This is a genomic window from Hymenobacter endophyticus, assembly GCF_032464715.1.
Classification (GTDB): domain Bacteria; phylum Bacteroidota; class Bacteroidia; order Cytophagales; family Hymenobacteraceae; genus Hymenobacter; species Hymenobacter endophyticus.
In genome coordinates, this window is the sequence record NZ_JAWDJT010000005.1 from 23,200 (window position 1) to 38,248 (window position 15,049).

At 59.1% G+C, this 15,049-nt stretch carries 23 protein-coding genes; 12 read left to right on the forward strand and 11 right to left on the reverse strand.

Translation table 11 applies throughout. The features are described from left to right. Window positions 1–120 precede the first annotated feature (120 nt). The 7 genes from ROI90_RS09420 to ROI90_RS09450 all read left to right on the forward strand — a co-directional run bounded on the left by ROI90_RS09420 (window position 121) and on the right by ROI90_RS09450 (window position 4,635). Window positions 121–519, forward strand: coding sequence for a DUF4783 domain-containing protein (locus ROI90_RS09420; protein WP_315998088.1), 399 nt, complete (start codon window positions 121–123; stop codon window positions 517–519). 140 nt (window positions 520–659) lie between these two features. Then, window positions 660–1,520: a carboxylating nicotinate-nucleotide diphosphorylase gene (nadC, locus tag ROI90_RS09425; protein ID WP_315998089.1), complete on the forward strand. Its 861-nt coding sequence runs from the start codon at window positions 660–662 to the stop codon at window positions 1,518–1,520. 84 nt (window positions 1,521–1,604) lie between these two features. Next, on the forward strand, window positions 1,605–2,210 hold the full coding sequence (locus tag ROI90_RS09430; RefSeq protein WP_315998090.1) for a hypothetical protein: 606 nt from the start codon (window positions 1,605–1,607) through the stop codon (window positions 2,208–2,210). 52 nt (window positions 2,211–2,262) lie between these two features. Continuing rightward, window positions 2,263–2,682: a hypothetical protein gene (locus ROI90_RS09435; protein ID WP_315998091.1), complete on the forward strand. Its 420-nt coding sequence runs from the start codon at window positions 2,263–2,265 to the stop codon at window positions 2,680–2,682. 9 nt (window positions 2,683–2,691) lie between these two features. After that, a complete protein-coding gene (locus tag ROI90_RS09440; RefSeq protein ID WP_315998092.1) occupies window positions 2,692–2,973 on the forward strand; it encodes a heavy metal-binding domain-containing protein in 282 nt (93 codons plus the stop codon). Between the two features lie 121 nt (window positions 2,974–3,094). After that, complete coding sequence (locus tag ROI90_RS09445) at window positions 3,095–3,835, forward strand: class I SAM-dependent methyltransferase (RefSeq protein ID WP_315998093.1); 741 nt, start codon at window positions 3,095–3,097, stop codon at window positions 3,833–3,835. 68 nt (window positions 3,836–3,903) lie between these two features. After that, entirely contained in the window at window positions 3,904–4,635 is a 732-nt protein-coding gene (locus ROI90_RS09450) for a ZIP family metal transporter (protein WP_315998094.1), read from the forward strand. A gap of 299 nt (window positions 4,636–4,934) precedes the next feature. Here the strand turns inward: ROI90_RS09450 and ROI90_RS09455 are convergent, their stop codons facing one another. The 3 genes from ROI90_RS09455 to ROI90_RS09465 all read right to left on the reverse strand — a co-directional run bounded on the left by ROI90_RS09455 (window position 4,935) and on the right by ROI90_RS09465 (window position 7,937). Continuing rightward, window positions 4,935–6,503: an OmpA family protein gene (locus tag ROI90_RS09455; protein WP_315998095.1), complete on the reverse strand. Its 1,569-nt coding sequence runs from the start codon at window positions 6,501–6,503 to the stop codon at window positions 4,935–4,937. A 152-nt stretch (window positions 6,504–6,655) separates the two neighbouring features. Continuing rightward, the gene (locus ROI90_RS09460) at window positions 6,656–6,988 is read right to left on the reverse strand and encodes a chaperone modulator CbpM (protein WP_315998096.1); all 333 of its coding nucleotides are present in this window, start codon (window positions 6,986–6,988) and stop codon (window positions 6,656–6,658) included. Between the two features lie 34 nt (window positions 6,989–7,022). Continuing rightward, complete coding sequence (locus ROI90_RS09465; protein WP_315998097.1) at window positions 7,023–7,937, reverse strand: J domain-containing protein; 915 nt, start codon at window positions 7,935–7,937, stop codon at window positions 7,023–7,025. 216 nt (window positions 7,938–8,153) lie between these two features. Between ROI90_RS09465 and ROI90_RS09470 the strand changes: the two genes are divergently transcribed. After that, window positions 8,154–8,567, forward strand: coding sequence for a DUF6799 domain-containing protein (locus tag ROI90_RS09470; RefSeq protein ID WP_315998098.1), 414 nt, complete (start codon window positions 8,154–8,156; stop codon window positions 8,565–8,567). Between the two features lie 73 nt (window positions 8,568–8,640). On the opposite strand, the gene ROI90_RS09475 is transcribed toward ROI90_RS09470, so the two are convergent. The 3 genes from ROI90_RS09475 to ROI90_RS09485 are packed head-to-tail and all read right to left on the reverse strand — an operon-like array spanning window position 8,641 to window position 10,108. Beyond that, entirely contained in the window at window positions 8,641–8,844 is a 204-nt protein-coding gene (locus tag ROI90_RS09475; protein WP_315998099.1) for a hypothetical protein, read from the reverse strand. Window positions 8,845–8,876: 32 nt separating this feature from the next. Next, entirely contained in the window at window positions 8,877–9,260 is a 384-nt protein-coding gene (locus ROI90_RS09480) for a septal ring lytic transglycosylase RlpA family protein (protein ID WP_315998100.1), read from the reverse strand. A gap of 14 nt (window positions 9,261–9,274) precedes the next feature. Then, window positions 9,275–10,108 carry a glycoside hydrolase family 25 protein gene (locus tag ROI90_RS09485; protein WP_315998101.1) on the reverse strand — a complete coding sequence of 278 codons (834 nt, stop codon included), beginning with the start codon at window positions 10,106–10,108 and terminating at the stop codon, window positions 9,275–9,277. A 133-nt stretch (window positions 10,109–10,241) separates the two neighbouring features. Between ROI90_RS09485 and ROI90_RS09490 the strand changes: the two genes are divergently transcribed. Then, window positions 10,242–10,517 carry a VF530 family protein gene (locus ROI90_RS09490; RefSeq protein ID WP_315998102.1) on the forward strand — a complete coding sequence of 92 codons (276 nt, stop codon included), beginning with the start codon at window positions 10,242–10,244 and terminating at the stop codon, window positions 10,515–10,517. A gap of 155 nt (window positions 10,518–10,672) precedes the next feature. Further along, the gene (locus ROI90_RS09495) at window positions 10,673–10,999 is read left to right on the forward strand and encodes a hypothetical protein (RefSeq protein ID WP_315998103.1); all 327 of its coding nucleotides are present in this window, start codon (window positions 10,673–10,675) and stop codon (window positions 10,997–10,999) included. A gap of 95 nt (window positions 11,000–11,094) precedes the next feature. Here the strand turns inward: ROI90_RS09495 and ROI90_RS09500 are convergent, their stop codons facing one another. Then, complete coding sequence (locus ROI90_RS09500; protein ID WP_315998104.1) at window positions 11,095–11,475, reverse strand: Hsp20/alpha crystallin family protein; 381 nt, start codon at window positions 11,473–11,475, stop codon at window positions 11,095–11,097. A gap of 148 nt (window positions 11,476–11,623) precedes the next feature. Further along, window positions 11,624–11,974 carry a VOC family protein gene (locus tag ROI90_RS09505; RefSeq protein ID WP_315998105.1) on the reverse strand — a complete coding sequence of 117 codons (351 nt, stop codon included), beginning with the start codon at window positions 11,972–11,974 and terminating at the stop codon, window positions 11,624–11,626. A gap of 88 nt (window positions 11,975–12,062) precedes the next feature. On the opposite strand from ROI90_RS09505, the gene ROI90_RS09510 reads away from it, so the two are divergent. After that, window positions 12,063–12,806 carry a PPK2 family polyphosphate kinase gene (locus tag ROI90_RS09510; RefSeq protein ID WP_315998106.1) on the forward strand — a complete coding sequence of 248 codons (744 nt, stop codon included), beginning with the start codon at window positions 12,063–12,065 and terminating at the stop codon, window positions 12,804–12,806. 64 nt (window positions 12,807–12,870) lie between these two features. Here the strand turns inward: ROI90_RS09510 and ROI90_RS09515 are convergent, their stop codons facing one another. Beyond that, the gene (locus tag ROI90_RS09515) at window positions 12,871–13,437 is read right to left on the reverse strand and encodes a GNAT family N-acetyltransferase (RefSeq protein ID WP_315998107.1); all 567 of its coding nucleotides are present in this window, start codon (window positions 13,435–13,437) and stop codon (window positions 12,871–12,873) included. A gap of 103 nt (window positions 13,438–13,540) precedes the next feature. Between ROI90_RS09515 and ROI90_RS09520 the strand changes: the two genes are divergently transcribed. Continuing rightward, entirely contained in the window at window positions 13,541–13,969 is a 429-nt protein-coding gene (locus ROI90_RS09520) for a hypothetical protein (protein WP_315998108.1), read from the forward strand. 75 nt (window positions 13,970–14,044) lie between these two features. Here the strand turns inward: ROI90_RS09520 and ROI90_RS09525 are convergent, their stop codons facing one another. Further along, window positions 14,045–14,299, reverse strand: coding sequence for a phosphopantetheine-binding protein (locus ROI90_RS09525; RefSeq protein ID WP_315998109.1), 255 nt, complete (start codon window positions 14,297–14,299; stop codon window positions 14,045–14,047). Between the two features lie 50 nt (window positions 14,300–14,349). Beyond that, a complete protein-coding gene (locus tag ROI90_RS09530) occupies window positions 14,350–14,934 on the reverse strand; it encodes a biotin/lipoyl-binding protein (protein WP_315998110.1) in 585 nt (194 codons plus the stop codon). Window positions 14,935–15,049: the final 115 nt, after the last annotated feature.

Here is a 15,049-nt window from a genome sequence, read left to right on the forward strand (position 1 = left end):
CGAAACGCCCACGTTTTGCCTAACTTGGTGGCAGAGAAATACCCGTCCGGCCCAGCCACCGGGCAATCCGCCAGCTTGGCACCATTTTAGCACCCTGCATGACGAACCTATACTGTTAGCATGAAACGTACATTCTTTTTGGCCCTTGCGTTGGTGTGCAGCCTGCTGCTAACCGCCGGGGCCATGGCCCAGGGCGAGGCTTTTGGGCCCGTGCGCACCGCTATCCGCAGTTCCTCTTCCCGTGATTTGGCGCAGTACTTTGCGCCCACCGTGGAGCTGGGCTTTGATGGCGACAAGCAGAGCTACAGCGCCACGCAGGCCGAATTTGTGATGCGGGACTTCTTCGCCAAGCACTCCCCGGCCTCCTTTGACTTCATTCACTACGGCGGCAGCAACGAAGGCACGCCCTACGCCGTGGGCAAATACACCGGGAAAGATGGGGCGTACCGCATGTTTGTGAAAATGAAACAGGCAGGTGGCAGCCTCAAAATTGCTACCATCGACTTTACTAAGGAATAACTAACCCCGCAGCGGGAGCTGCCGGTGAGCAAAAGCGCCGTGGAAACCTTCCACGGCGCTTTTTTTGTGCTTGGTAATTACCCAAATCTGGTTTGGGAGCCGAGGGCAATGGAACGGCCCCTTTTTGCTATTTTTGCACCGTGCAAACCCCCTCGTATCTCACCTCCGAAGCTCTCGACACCTTCATTCGTACTGCCTTGGCCGAGGACATTGGCGACGGTGACCACTCGGCGCTGTCGGCTATTCCGGCCGAGGCTCGCAACCGTGCCCACCTGCTGATCAAGGACGAGGGCGTGCTGGCCGGGGTAGAGCTGGCCCACCACATCTTCCGGACCGTGGACGCTGACCTGCGCGTGGAGCAGCACCTGGCCGATGGAGCCCGCGTGAAATACGGGGACGTGGCATTTATTGTGGAGGGCCGGGCCCAGAGTATTTTGACTGCTGAGCGGCTGGTGCTCAACTGCATGCAGCGCATGAGCGGTATTGCCACCCGCACAGCCCACCTTACCAGCCTGCTGGCTGGCACCAAGGCCCGGCTACTGGACACGCGCAAAACCACCCCCAACTTCCGCCTCTGCGAAAAATGGGCCGTGCTGATCGGGGGAGGGGTAAACCACCGCTATGGCCTCTTCGACATGATTATTCTCAAGGATAACCATGTGGATTACGCCGGCGGCATCCGCCAGGCCATTGAAGCCTCGCAGGCTTACTTAGCCCGCACCGGCCGCCAGCTGCCCATAGAGGTAGAGACGCGCACCCTGAACGAAGTACAGCAGGCTATGGAGGCCGGCGGCATCGACCGGATTATGCTCGACAATATGAGCCCAGCCCAGCTACGTGAGGCCGTGGCCCTGGTAGCGGGCCGCTTCCCCCTGGAAGCCAGCGGCGGTATTACGGAGGAAACCATAGCGGATGTAGCCGCTACCGGCGTCGACTACATTTCAGTGGGTGCCCTCACGCACTCTATCCGCAGCCTGGACATGAGCCTGAAAGCATTTTAATAAGTTGTTAGTTGCTGGTTGCTGGTTGTTAGTGTAGTTCTAACAACTAACAACCAGCAACTAACAACTGACAACTAACATACAATGCAACTTCCTAACCAACGCGGCGGCTACCGGCAACAACAGCAGCAACAGGCCGCTTCACCGCTGGCCATCCGGACCAAAAAACACCAGCTCGACACCGACACCTACACCAAAATAGCCATGGGCCGGGTGTGGCGCAAGGAGTGGTGGTACGCCCTTATTCCGCTGGCAGTGGGGTTGATACCCGCCCTGATTTGGCCTTCCTGGTGGTGGGTGGCGGTAGCATTGCTGCTCACGCTGGCCTACGTACTGTTCCGCTCGGCCCAGGTAACGGGCGTAACCCAGGTGGAGCAGACCAAGCCGCTATTCGAAAAATTAGCGTATGAGTTTGACAACAAACAGATTGTGCTACGCCGTAATGAGAAAGAAGGCATGCGCCTAACCTGGGACATGATCGGGCACGTACAGCGGGAGGCCGATGGATATCTGCTGTCGTTGAAGGCCCCGGAAATGCCCCAAGAGTTGAAAGGCTGGCGCCTATGGGTGGCCAAAACCTTTGACACCCCCATCTTCGTGCAGGTGCCCGACCGGATTTTCAATTCCGCCAACGACCAAAAGCTGTTTGATGCTATGTTGCGGCGCAAAAACCTGCTGCCCGGCGGGTAAGCACTTCTTCTCTGTTTCTGAACTCACGATACTAGATAACTGAACCCTCCTCATGACCAAGCAACTCGCCCTTTCCGCCCTGGCCGTAGCCACGCTGGCCCTGAACGCCTGCAGCAGCGAACCATCTGACTGGCGCCCCGACAAAAAGGTATCGACGGATATGATTGAGCCCGGTACCCGCTCGTCCGATAACTTTGACCAGCACACCGCCGAGGCCCCCAGCCAGCACAAAGGCGGCGCCATTGAGGAGCCAATTAGCTCGGAAGTAACCCTGGACGAGCCTAACCAGGCCAAGCGCACTACCGCCGAGGGTGCCCGTAGCGCCGATGCAATGGACGCCGCTGAAACCAATAGCCCCGAAGCTCGCCAGAGTGTACGCACCAACCCCAAGCAGGATGAGAACAACTCCAGCACCACGGGGGCTACCAACCAAGGGGCAACTTCCAACAACACGACGGACGTTAAGAAGTAAGCCGCTTCAATGAAACAACACTTTCTGAAACAGGTAGGATGCCTTAGTGGGCTGCTGGCAGTGGTGCTATTAGCCGGCTGCGAAGCCAAAACGGCCACTGAGCAAACTGCTACGTCCTCAGCAGCGAATACCACGGCTCCCGCTGATTCGGCTGCCATGCCGGCGGTTACAGCGGCCTACATCTGCCCAATGGGGTGCGAGGGTAGCGCCAGCGACAAGCCCGGTAAATGCCCGGTGTGCCAGATGGACCTGGAGCCCAACCCAGCTGCCAAGCCTGCTGCTCAGCTTTGATTTAAACGAGCGGGGCTCCATATTTGCAACATTATTGCAAATATGGAGCCCCGTATTTGTTACTGAAAAACAGAAAAAGGGCGTGTAAACGCCCTTTTTCTGTTTTTGATTGCTTCTCGCTATGCTCCCAGAACCCGCCGAATGGTTTAGTACCTGGTTTGACTCGCCGTATTACCATCGCCTGTACCAAAGCCGCGACTACGCGGAAGCCCAGGAGTTTCTGGGCCGGTTGCTGGCACATTTGCACCCTAAGTCCGGTGCTCGCCTGCTAGACTTGGCCTGCGGTAAAGGCCGGCACGCTCGCTACCTCAGCGAACAGGGTTTTGAAGTAACGGGCGTGGATCTGTCGCCCCAGAGCATTGGGGCAGCCCGGCAGTTTGCCCACGAACTACTGCACTTTCAGGTACACGATATGCGCGACCCGCTGCCCTACGGCCCGTTTGATTTGGTGCTGAATCTGTTTACCAGCTTTGGCTACTTTCAGCAGGAGGCCGAAAACGTGGTAGCCCTGCGCAACGCCGCAGCAGTAGTGCGGCCTGGGGGCAAGCTGGTTATTGACTTTCTGAACACAGAGCAAGCTGTTCGGACCCTGGTAGCCCACGAAACCAAAACGGTGGATGGTACCGATTTTTACCTGTACCGGCATTTCAACAACGACTTCATTGTGAAGGAAATCCGTTTCCGGGACGATGAGGGACAGGAGCAGTGCTTTGAGGAGCGGGTGCGCGCCCTCACGCAGGAGCGGTTTGAGGAATACTTCCGGATGGCGGGGCTGCGCCTGGCCGAGGTGCTGGGCGACTACCAGTTACGGCCGTTTGACCCGGCTACCAGCCCCCGGATGATTTTTGTGCTTAAAAAGTAGTTTCATGCCGCGCCGCGGGCATCGGCTTTGGATCGATGCGTGCCGGGTAGCCCAATTTTGCCTTGCTTATGTGGTTTGCTGTTGCTGCGCTGTTCCTGACCGTGCTGGGAGCTGGCTGGCTTACCCGCCTGCTGCCCACTGCGCGCACCACCTGGATGAAGCCGCTGCTGGCTTTTAGCGGGGCTTATCTGTTCACTCTCACGGTTACGCACTTGCTGCCTGAGGCCCTGCAAATGCTGCCGGGGCATCGGGTGGGCTACTTCGTGTTGGCGGGTTTTTTCGGTCAGATGGTGCTGGAAGTGTTTTCGCAGGGCGTGGAGCACGGCCACGTACACCACCACACCGAGCACGCCGGCCGGGTGCCATTTCTGCTGCTATTCTCTCTGGTGCTGCACTCCTTTCTGGAAGGCAGTATTTTAGTGAAAACCCCGGAGGCTGGCGACGTCAGCCAGAATTTCTACGCTATTCTGGCGGGGGTAGCGCTGCACCACATTCCGGCGGCATTTGCCCTGATGGCGGCGTTACTGCTGCGCCTGGGCTCCTTTAAACGGGCGGTACCGTATCTGCTGCTGTTTGCAGTGGCCGGGCCAGTGGGTATTGTGGTGAGCAATTACGTGGTGTTGGAGCAGTTGCTGACGGGCGGGCTATACGCGGGCCTGCTGGGTTTGGTGGCTGGCAATTTCCTGCACGTATCCACCACCATCCTTTTTGAAACCAGCCCCGACCATAGCCTAAACGTGCGTAAGCTGCTGGCTACTCTGGCTGGTTTGCTACTGGCCCTGGCCGTAGATCTGGTGTAGGAAGTAAGCGGCATTTCGGTGCCATACGGTGCCGGCTGCTGGCACCGTGACGATTGTTGCAGCTTAACTCACACTGCTACCTCAACCACAAACGGCCTATGCTGACGTTGGGACGGCCGCATATTAGACTGTGTCTGAAAACGCCCAAGCATGACGTTCAGCGAATTGAAACCAACTCGTCGGCTTGCCGCTTCCGAAACGCAACTCATCTGGTGGCAACGGAAATGTACGCAGGAGGCAACAAAAAAAGAGGCCCGCTCAACTGAGCGGGCCTCTTTTACTTTTAGCTAGTGCGCAACTTATTTGCGGCGTACCGGGGCTTTTTTGGCAGGAGCCTTTTTAACGGGCGCTGCTTTTACTGGAGCGGCCGGAATTTCGGGGGCTGCACCGTACTTGGTTTCGGCAGGGTTCGGGTCACCGGGCAGGTACACGTCAAACTCTACGCGGCGGTTCATGGCGCGGCCGGCTTCCGTAGTGTTCGGCGCAATTGGCTTGGTTTCGCCGTAGCCATGCGACACGATACGGTCCTCGGGGATGCCTTTGCGGAGCATGTAGGCGCGGGCCGAAGCAGCACGCTCATCCGACAAACGCAGGTTGTAGGCGTCATCACCCTTGTTGTCGGCGTGGGCCGAAATGCCGAGGAAATAGTCGGGGTAGTCGTTCAGGATTTTCACTAGGCCGTCCAGGGTTGGGAACGAAACGGGCTTCAGGGTAGCCTTGTCGAACTCAAACTGGATGTACTTGGTAGCTTCCTGCAGACGCTTCTTCTCTTCCACCTTCATCTCAGGGCAGCCTTTGTTCGAGGCCGGACCGGGACGGTTGGGGCAACGGTCTTGGTAGTCAGGAACACCGTCACCGTCTTTGTCCAAGGGGCAACCGTTGGCATCCACGGCTACGCCGCCGGGAGTGTTGGGGCACTTATCGTTCTGGTCGATTACACCGTCGTTATCCGAGTCGGGGCAACCTTGCAGCTCGGCTTTGCCGGGGGTGTCGGGGCACTTGTCGTCGCCGTCGCGCACACCATCACCGTCACGGTCGGGGCAGCCTTCCAGCGCCGCCAGGCCTTTCTCGGTGGGGCATTTGTCTTGGTAATCCGGCACACCGTCACCGTCGCCGTCGAGGGGGCAACCGTTCAGGTCAACTGCTACACCAGCGGGAGTGCCGGGGCATTTGTCTTTCTTGTCCGATACACCATCGTTATCCTCGTCTTTCATTTTGCCGAGGTTCACGTTCAGGCCCACAGTGTGCTGCAGGAACCGGTCGTCGAACTTGTTGTCGTCGCGGGGCTCAACACCATCGATGTTGGCATTCAGCGGCACGTGCTGGCCGGTCTGCACAAACAGCGTTACGGCATCGCCCAAGTGGAAGTCGATACCAGCGGCACCGAACAGGTCGAAGTGGTTCTTGTCGTTAGCAATGTTGGTGCTTACGCCATTGCGGTTGAACGTACCCTCGCGGCTGGTGTAGGTGAGGCCGGGAGCAGCCAGCAAGTAGGGCCGCACGGGAGAATCCTCGCCAAACAGCTTGAATTTCAGGCCCAGGTTAACGTTCACCACGTTGGTAGCGAAGTTGCTACCGAAGAAGGGAGCACCAGCCGGAGTGTCTTTTTTGAGCTCCACGTAGTTGCCGCTCAGCTGCACATCTAGGCCTTTGGAAATGTAGCGGCTGAAGGTGATGCCGGGGGCATACTTGTTTTCGCTCCAGTCCCAGTAGTCAGAGCCGTAGTTGCCCTTGTACTGCATGGCACTCACATTAATGCCGATGGCAGTTTTGCGGTCGGCCGTTTGGGCGTGCGAGAAATGAGGGGTGGCAGCACAGGCAACGAGGCCCAGCGCCAGCACCTTCGGGAGGGGAATGCGTGGAGGCATATTCGAAAAAAAAAGGTGGCTGATGAGGAACTATCTGCTTTCCAGATTGGCCTTTTATACCCCAACTACCAAGAAAGGTTGTGCCCATAGTTGAGCTTTACCTTTACATAATGCAACATTTCGGAACGGGTCTTCCATTTCTGGCGCACTGCTTACCGAAAGTTTACGTCTAGCAGAGGGCCTGATCCACGCAGAAATACCTCCAACTGGTGAACCCGGGCGCGCTGTTGATGCAGTTCCTGCTGCATCTGCTCCAGGCGCTGGCGCATAGCTAAAATCACCTCCAGGCTGTCTTTGTTCAAGCCCAAATCGTGGTGCAGGCGAGCCAAGCGGGCTACATGAATGGGTTCCTCCCGGAGGGCATTGGGCACATCGGGGGCCGGCTGTAGCAGGCCAAGGTCCACAAACTCGCGCACGTCGGCTTCGCTGAGCCCGTACCAGGTTGCACAGTCGTGGTAAGTGATGGTGATGATATGAGTTTCCATAGGTCAGGCGTCGATGGAAGAGAGTGGGGAAGGCTTAGTTGCGGAGGTCGGCCAGTTGGCGGAACAAGGTTTTTTCCTGCTCGGTCAGGTTCTGGGGCAGCGTCAGACTCAAGCGTAAGTACAAGTCGCCGAACTGCCCAGGCTGACGATGCACCGGAAAGCCTTTACCCCGCAGCCGCAGGCGAGTACCGTTCTGGGTTTCAGGCTTGAGGGTGATTTTTACCGGGCCCGACAGGGTGTCAACTGTTTGCTCGCCTCCAAGCAAGGCCGTGTATACGCTCACGGGTACGTCCATCGTCAGGTCGTTGCCGGCGCGGGAGTAGCGGGCATCGGGCCGGATGCGCAGGGTGATGTAGAGGGAGCCAGCCGGGCCGCCACTACGGCCGGGGCCGCCCTGGTCGCGCAGGCGAATGACCTGCCCGTCCTCCACGCCCGGCTGAATGGTGATGCGCAGGCTTTTGCCGTTTACAGTGAGGGTACGGGGGCCGCCGTGGTAGGCGTCTTCCAGGCTCAGCTCCAGCTCGGCCTGGTAGTCCTGGCCGGCACGGGGCCGGGTGCTGCCCCCGCCGCTACCACCACCCATACCCCCAAACATAGAACTGAAAAAGTCGGAAAAATCAGCGCCGCCGAATGGGTCTTCGCCTCCGTACCCCCCACCTTGGCCATACTGGCCCCAGTCGAAGCCGCCGCCTTGGTTGCCACGGCCCGCGCCGGCCTGCTGGTAGCGCTGCCAGTCGGCCCCTAACTGGTCGTATTTCTGGCGTTTCTCGTCGTCGCTGAGTACCTCGTTGGCCTCGTTGGCTTCCTTGAATTTGCGCTCCGCTTCGGCGTCGTTGGGGTTCACATCGGGGTGGTACTGGCGGGCCAGCTTGCGGTACGCTTTTTTGATCTGGTCCTTGGTGGCGGTTTTCTCAACACCTAAGGTTTTGTAGTAGTCTTTGTAGTCCACGGCTGTGCAGGAGAGGGCGGAATGAGAGGGGAATAGGCCGGACCACAACCTCGAAAAAATGCGACCCGACTATTTTGAAACGAAACCATTCGGTGTGGGGTTACCGGCTCATGCGTGGCTGAATCGGCGGCAGTTCCGTAATTTGGTAACTCTGCTCCGCTCAGCTGCAAGTCCATTCTCTCATCAACTATTTTCCACCAACTCCCTCTCTTCTGTATGAAATGGTATCCTACTCTCACCGGGGCTCTGCTATTTGTGAGCCTGACCACTCTCACGGCTGAAGCCCAGACCAAACTGCCCCCTCGCCGCCCGGTTCAGCCCCGGCCCAAGGCTGCCGCGCCCGTAGGTGTGACCATGAAGGATGGCTTCATGATGAAAGAGGGCAAAGTAATGGTAACCCGCGACGCGCACACCGAGGCCTTGGGTGCTGAAACCAGCGTGGTGAATGGCACCAAAATCAACCCCACGGGCACCGTAACCATGCCCGACGGCACTACGGCCGTACTGAAAGAAGGCGACTATATGTCGTTGACAGGCCGTCTGACTACTATGGCTATGAAGGCCGAGCAGGACAGCCTGATGCAGCTGGCCAAAAACGGCAAGGGTAAAGTCAAAATGAAGAAAAAATAGCCTCCCGCACACCACTATGCGCAGGCCAGCCACCGGCTGCTCGGGCTTTTGGGCCGGGGCAGCCGGTGTTGGTTTAGCGGCGGGCCGTTTGGGTGTAATCCTGGAAGATGAGAGCCACCTCAGCCTCGTCGCGGGCTTCCACTACCTCGTCCATCACAAACTGAATTTCAGCCTCACTCCAGCCCTGGGCTTCAGCGGCTTTTACAAAAATGCCGAGTTGAGTAAACCGGTCAGCCTCGGCCGGTTGCGTCCATTGTACTTTCTTACGAATTCGCATTGGGCAATAAGGGTAAAGAAAACCGGGGAAAACTAGCGGGCTTTACGCACCACTTTCAGCTCTACGGGTGCCACGCCGGCCTCAATAATGCCAATTTTCCGGGCCGCTTTCTTGGAGAGGTCGATAACCCGGCCTTTGGCGTGGGGCCCCCGGTCAGTGACGGTTACTTTCACGGAGCGGTGGTTGCGCGGGTTAGTCACGCGCACCACCGTGCCAAACGGCAGGGTATTGTGGGCGGCGGTACGCTTTTCAGAACGGTACACGGTGCCGCTGGCCGTTTTGCGGCCGTCAAACTTATCGGCGTAGAAAGAGGCTTTGCCGCTTTGGGTAAAGGCACCGGAGCCACCCGCGCAGCCCGCAAGCAGCAGGCCAGCAAGTAAAGCCGAGGAAGTAGTAAGCCGCCAGGAAATGCGCATAAATACAATCGGAGTTAGTTGGAGGTGCCCGTTTGGCCCCGGGCCGGAATCCGCAGGGCCAGCAGCCGCTGAAAGTTGCCCTGAAACACGTTGAAATCAACTGTGCCCCGAATGCCGGGAATGTAGGCCTCATCGGAATGCTGCCAGATAATCCATTTTTCGCGGGGCAGTGCGGGTTGGGCTACTTCATAATGCGCCAGCCACAGCGGATACGTATCGAAGTGACCGGCCAGGTGGCGCTTGTAGAAGCTATAGTTGGAGTACAGGATGGGCCGCACGCCGTAGTGGCGCTCCACCAGCCGCAGCCAGGTAGCTACCCCCCGGCGCATCTGGGCTACATCGTGAAACTCGGCGTGCTCTACGTCCAGTACGGGGGGCAAGTCGCCGGGGGCCAGGGGCACGGTACGGGTGAAGAGGTTGGCTTGCTTGGTAGCGTCGTAGTTGGGCTGGAAGTAGTGGTAGGCCCCGCGGTAGATGCCCGCCGCCCGCGCCCCGCGCCAGTTGCCCTGAAACCGACTGTCGCGCAGCGTGACGCCTTCCGTGGCCTTAATGAAGGCAAACCGCACCCGGTGGTCGGCCACCAGCGGCCAGTTGATGCGTCCCTGGTAGGAGGATACATCAATACCGTGAACCGAATAGCCTTCCAGCAAAGGGGTTTTCTCGCGGCCCGTGAGCGAGCCGCTGGTAAGGGAAGCGTATACGCGGCGGGCGTAGCGGTGTACCTGGCGCTGATGGCGCGCGTACCATACGGCACCCAGCAGCAGCCCCGCCAGCACGGCCAGCAGCAACGGCCGCCGCCACCGGGCAGGGGCAGCTACGGAGCGAGGAGAAGAGCGGGTTGCGCGCATACAAACAGACCGATTACTGCCAAAGGTAACGTGCCCACGTACGTTTCTGGTGCCCAAAACCCTCGAAAAGCTGGCGGCGAATAGCTAAATGCCTGGGCGTTTTTGCACTTTTGTATCTTATCTGCTCGAACGTATGGCTGATTTATCAAACCTGCCCCAGGATGTGCGCGACGAATCCGGCCACCTGATTCGGGAGCTGCACGGCGTATCCCTGGCCCAAATTCTGGAGTACTTGGTGGCCGCTTACGGCTGGCCGGAGCTGGACCGCCGCATCCGCATCAACTGCTTTGCCGTGGACCCCAGCATCAAATCCAGCCTCACGTTTCTGCGCCGTACGCCCTGGGCCCGCGCCAAGGTTGAGGAGCTGTACATCCGCACCCGCACGGCTCAGGTGCTGGGCCGGCGGTAGGGTGGTGAAATTGTGAAGGGTGAAGTTGTGCAATGGTGGAGCAGCTGCCCGCGCCGCACCCTTGTACTTCTTTACCGCTCCGGTTTCACCCGGCATCATCCGCGCCAACAGGGCGAACAACTCACAATTTCACCCTTCACAACTTCACCACTACTATGGCTGATGTGCAACAGAAAAACGGCCCCCTGGCTTTTTGGGCGGGGGCGGGTTTGTTTGTGGCGTTTGAGGTGGTGACGTACTACACCCTCAAGCTGGTTACCTCCGGCATGGGCATGCCCGACCAGATGCAGCCCGAAAACACCATTGTGAGCAACTGGGTGAAGGCGGTGGTGTTTCTGCTGCTGTATCTGGCGGTGCTGGTAGTGGCCGTGCTGGTGCTAAGCAACCGCCTGCCCCGGCGCTACCGGGGCCAGATTATGGGCTGGTTTTACGTGGCGCTGGCCCTGGCCTTCGTGCTGCTCTGGCCGCTGTTCAACCCCTAACGGGCAATAAAAAAGCCACTGCGGGTAGCAGTGGCGGGTGAAACAAGCGGCCGGTCGGTCCCGGCGTTATGGGCAGGTAAGGAAAGTCGGGCGGGTTAGCGCTGCTTGATGGTGATTTCGCGGGGCTCGGCGTTGTCCTGATACGGAATCCGGACGTGCAGCTCCTGGCCCTCGAACACAGCATCAATACGGGCAGCATCGAGGCCGGCGGGCAGCTCCAGCACGCGGCTGAACAACGGAGCCGCCAGCTGGTCTTCGGGTGAGTGCCGGAACTCAGCAAATACCGTCAGGGTGTTTTCGTTGAGGACTACATGAAAGTTGTTGGGGCTGACGGATGGTGCCGCAATGCGCACCACCACACCCTTCTCGCGCTTATCAACCCGCAGGCTAGCCTGCGCAATACCGCCACCCAAAGTGTTCATCAGGTCGAGGTGAGGCATGATAGTACGGATGAAATCTTTGCTGATCAGGTTCATACGAAAGGTCCTTTCTAGTTGTAGCAGGAGTATTTCAAATCCCGTACCAAACTGCAACTGCTCCAGTTACACTTATTAGCTAGACAAAAAGTCTGATGAATACCCGACAAGCAGGATTTACAATGGCGTTTTGTCTGCTTTTGCCTGGTTAGGCGTAGCGCAGGTGCCGTTTCAGTTGGTCCAGCAGGCCTTCAATAAAGCGCCAGGAGGTGGCTCTCAGCAGTGCTAGCATATGCACGGGCTGGTGAGGGTGCGCGCCGTGCGCTACCAGGCGCGCAAAGGCCGCATCTGCATCGGAAACGCCCCAGTACGTTTCGGGGCCGCACTGCCCGGCTACGGGGCCGTTGGGGTCGAGGCCCGGCTCATAGCCGCCCACATTGAAGCCCACGTAGAACGGCTCATCAAAGTACGGCCCCTGTTCCAGCACTTGGCTATACCAGGCTTTGGCCTCCGCCAAGTTGCCTACGGGGTATACTATGGTGCGCAGTCCTTGCAGCATAGGGCAGGGAAGCAGATGAGTAGTACTGGAGTATCCGCGTAAAACGGTCCCCTTTTTTAGCAACATTCAGCCCCTGTTTTCTACCGCTATGCCTGCCCTCTACCTCAAAAAACTACCCACACGGGCCCCGGAAAACCACCACAAAAACACTACGCTCCGGGAGCTGAAAAAGCTGCGCCAGGAACTGATTGACCTGCAAGACCGCCTGTACGCCGAGAACAAGCACAGTGTGCTAGTGATTTTGCAGGGCATGGATGCCAGCGGCAAGGATGGGCTGATTCGGCGGGTGTTCAGTGGCATCAACCCCCAGGGCGTGCAGGTACACTCTTTTAAGGAGCCCACCGAGCTGGAACTGGCCCACGACTTCCTCTGGCGGGTGCATCAGCAGGTACCGGCCCGGGGCATGGTACAGGTGTTTAACCGCTCCCACTACGAGGATGTGCTCATTACGCGGGTAAACGGGCTGATTACCACCGAAGAGGCCCGCCGACGGTTCACGGCCATCAACGCGTTTGAAAAGCTGTTGCAGCAGGCCGGTACCACGGTGCTTAAATTCTACCTGCACGTATCGGAGGAGGAGCAGCGGGAGCGGTTGGAGGAGCGCCGCACCGACCCCGCCAAGCAGTGGAAGTACGAGGCCGCCGACGACCACAAAGCCAGCCAATGGCCGGCCTACAAAGAAGTGTACGAAGACGTATTTGCGCACTGCAACCCCGCCGCCTGCCCCTGGCACATCGTGCCCGCCGACCAGAACTGGTACAAAGCCTACGTGGTAGCCCGCACCCTCCGCGACGCCTTGGTAAAGCTTGATCCGCAGTACCCGGAAAAATAAGGTATTAGTTGGTGGTTGTCAGGAAGAATTCCGTTCTGACAACCACCAACTAACAACCAGCAAATCAGGCCTTGGGTGGGGTTTTGTCGGCCTCCGTTATGTCGCGGCCATAGAGCTGCCGGCCTTCCGCGTCGAGGGCATCGGAAATGCGCTTGAAGCCGTTGGCCTCTAGGGTGCGGCGGGCCGCCTCGTTGGTGGGCGTGGTGCGGGCGGTGATGTAGCGCACCATAGTGGTATCGGCGGCATGACGCAGCAGCCCGGCTACTAGCTCGGAGCCAATGCCCCGGCCTTGCCAATCCTCAGCCACCGAAAACCCGATTTCAACCGTGGCATCAATGGGCGGACCGTGGAAGCCGCCGGCCCCGACCAACGTATTTTTGGGGGCCTCCGCCCCGGCCCGCAACAGGGCGTACCAGCCGTACCAGCCGGCCGCGTCTCGTCCCCCGGCCGTGAGCTGGTCCAGAAAGAATTGCTGGGCATCCGCATCGTACTCGCCGGGTGGCCAGTGCTGAGGCATTTCGGCGCCCAGCAAAACAGGGAAATACCGGGGTTTCTGAAGTTCAGCCGTCAGCAAAGCGCGGCTGGCAGCCAGCAGCGTGAGGCGTTGGGTATAGGCAATCAGTGGAATCATGGGCAACTATACGAATTTAGTCGAGTTTCTGCCAAAGCAGGCCGAGGTGGCTGTTTGAATGCCTACTTCAACACCTACCTTTGAGCACTTCTTCTTTGTCCCGATGCCGCTACCCATTCCTGATTACCTGGATGTTGCCTACCGCGCCGACCTGGATGTGCTGCTGGCCCGCTGGATGCGCCGCGTAACGCTGGATGAAATGCAGCAGGGCTACCGGTACCTGCTGGAGAAGGCCGAGGTGCATACCTGCCGCTACTGGCTGCTGGATGCCCGCCGCCGCTCCAACACCGACCGGGAAGGGGCCGGCTGGATGATAAATACCTTCCTGCCTGGTTTGCACACCCGTCTGGGCGGCCGTACCTACCTGGCGTACCTGCTGGTGCCCATTATCATGCGCGACGTGGAGGCCGACGCCGCCTTCCCACCCGCCAGCTTCTTTGCCGACAAGCCCTTTGTGGGGGAGCGGTTCATTGATGAGCGGGAGGCCATAGCCTGGTTGCAGGCCGCTCACCAGGAGCCAGTGGAAAAATAACCTAATCTGGTCTGCCCCAGCTGGGTGCTGGCGGAAATAGTTGCGGGCCCTTACGCTCGGCAAAGGCCCACGGGGCTAATCAATCAGCAGGCCGCTGAGGTGGTGGTCTACACAGTTGAGCACGTCCTGCACAGTGCGCAGCTGCTCCATTTCCGCGTCCTTGATTTCGATGTGAAAACGGTGCTCCAGGTTAATGGCCAGCTCCACTAAATCAATGGAATCGAGGCCGATATCCTCCTGAAGACGGGAAGAAGAGGTGAGCGTGAGCGCCGGATTACGGCGCTTGCGGCGGAGCATGCGCTCCACTTGGTAGTGAATGAGCTGTTCCATAAGAAACGAGGCAAAAACAAGAAAATGCGGATTACGCCTCCGGCGGGAGGCTACTCAACGCTGGTAAGTAGGAGTGTGGTATCGGCGGGGAGTTCAGGCGCCAGCAAAGCCACCACCGAATAAGCCGTTAGCTGGTCGCCCAGGGTGGCACTAGGCTGCCGGATGATGCCAGCGGCCGGGGCCGTCACGTACACAAAGCTGAGCATGGGCACGCACTGAGCCAGCCGGGTGCGGGTATCCTCCAGCTGCTGCCAGGCAGTAGCCAGCTCGGCGGCGGCGGCGGGCTGTTGCTGCAGGGCCGCGAGGGTGCGCTGCTGGCGGTGCAGCCGGGCCTGAAGCTGCTGCTGCTGCACGCTGGGCAGGCGCTCCAGCAGCTTTAGCAGCAGCTGGCCCTGCTTCACCCGCTGCCCCTCCTGAATGTACACCTCGTGTACGCGGCCAGCCTGGCCAGCCAGAACAGGTTGCCCGGTTACCGCCGTGGCCGAATCGGGGAGGGTGCGCGCCACCAGCTGAAACTGGGCAGGCGTACTTGAGAAGGAGCTTGCCTGGGCATCGGTGGTAGGCAGCCACAGCGGCAGCATAGCGCTACCGGCCGCAACCGTCAGAATCAGCCCCAGGCCAACAAGTTTTTTCATGGAAACGGGGTGCCGGGCTTACCGGCCTGCACCAGCGGCGCCCGTGGGCGGCCAGGTGGTGGAAACATGCCGCCTGCACTGCGGGCGACGGAAGTGCGTGAAAAACAGATAGTAA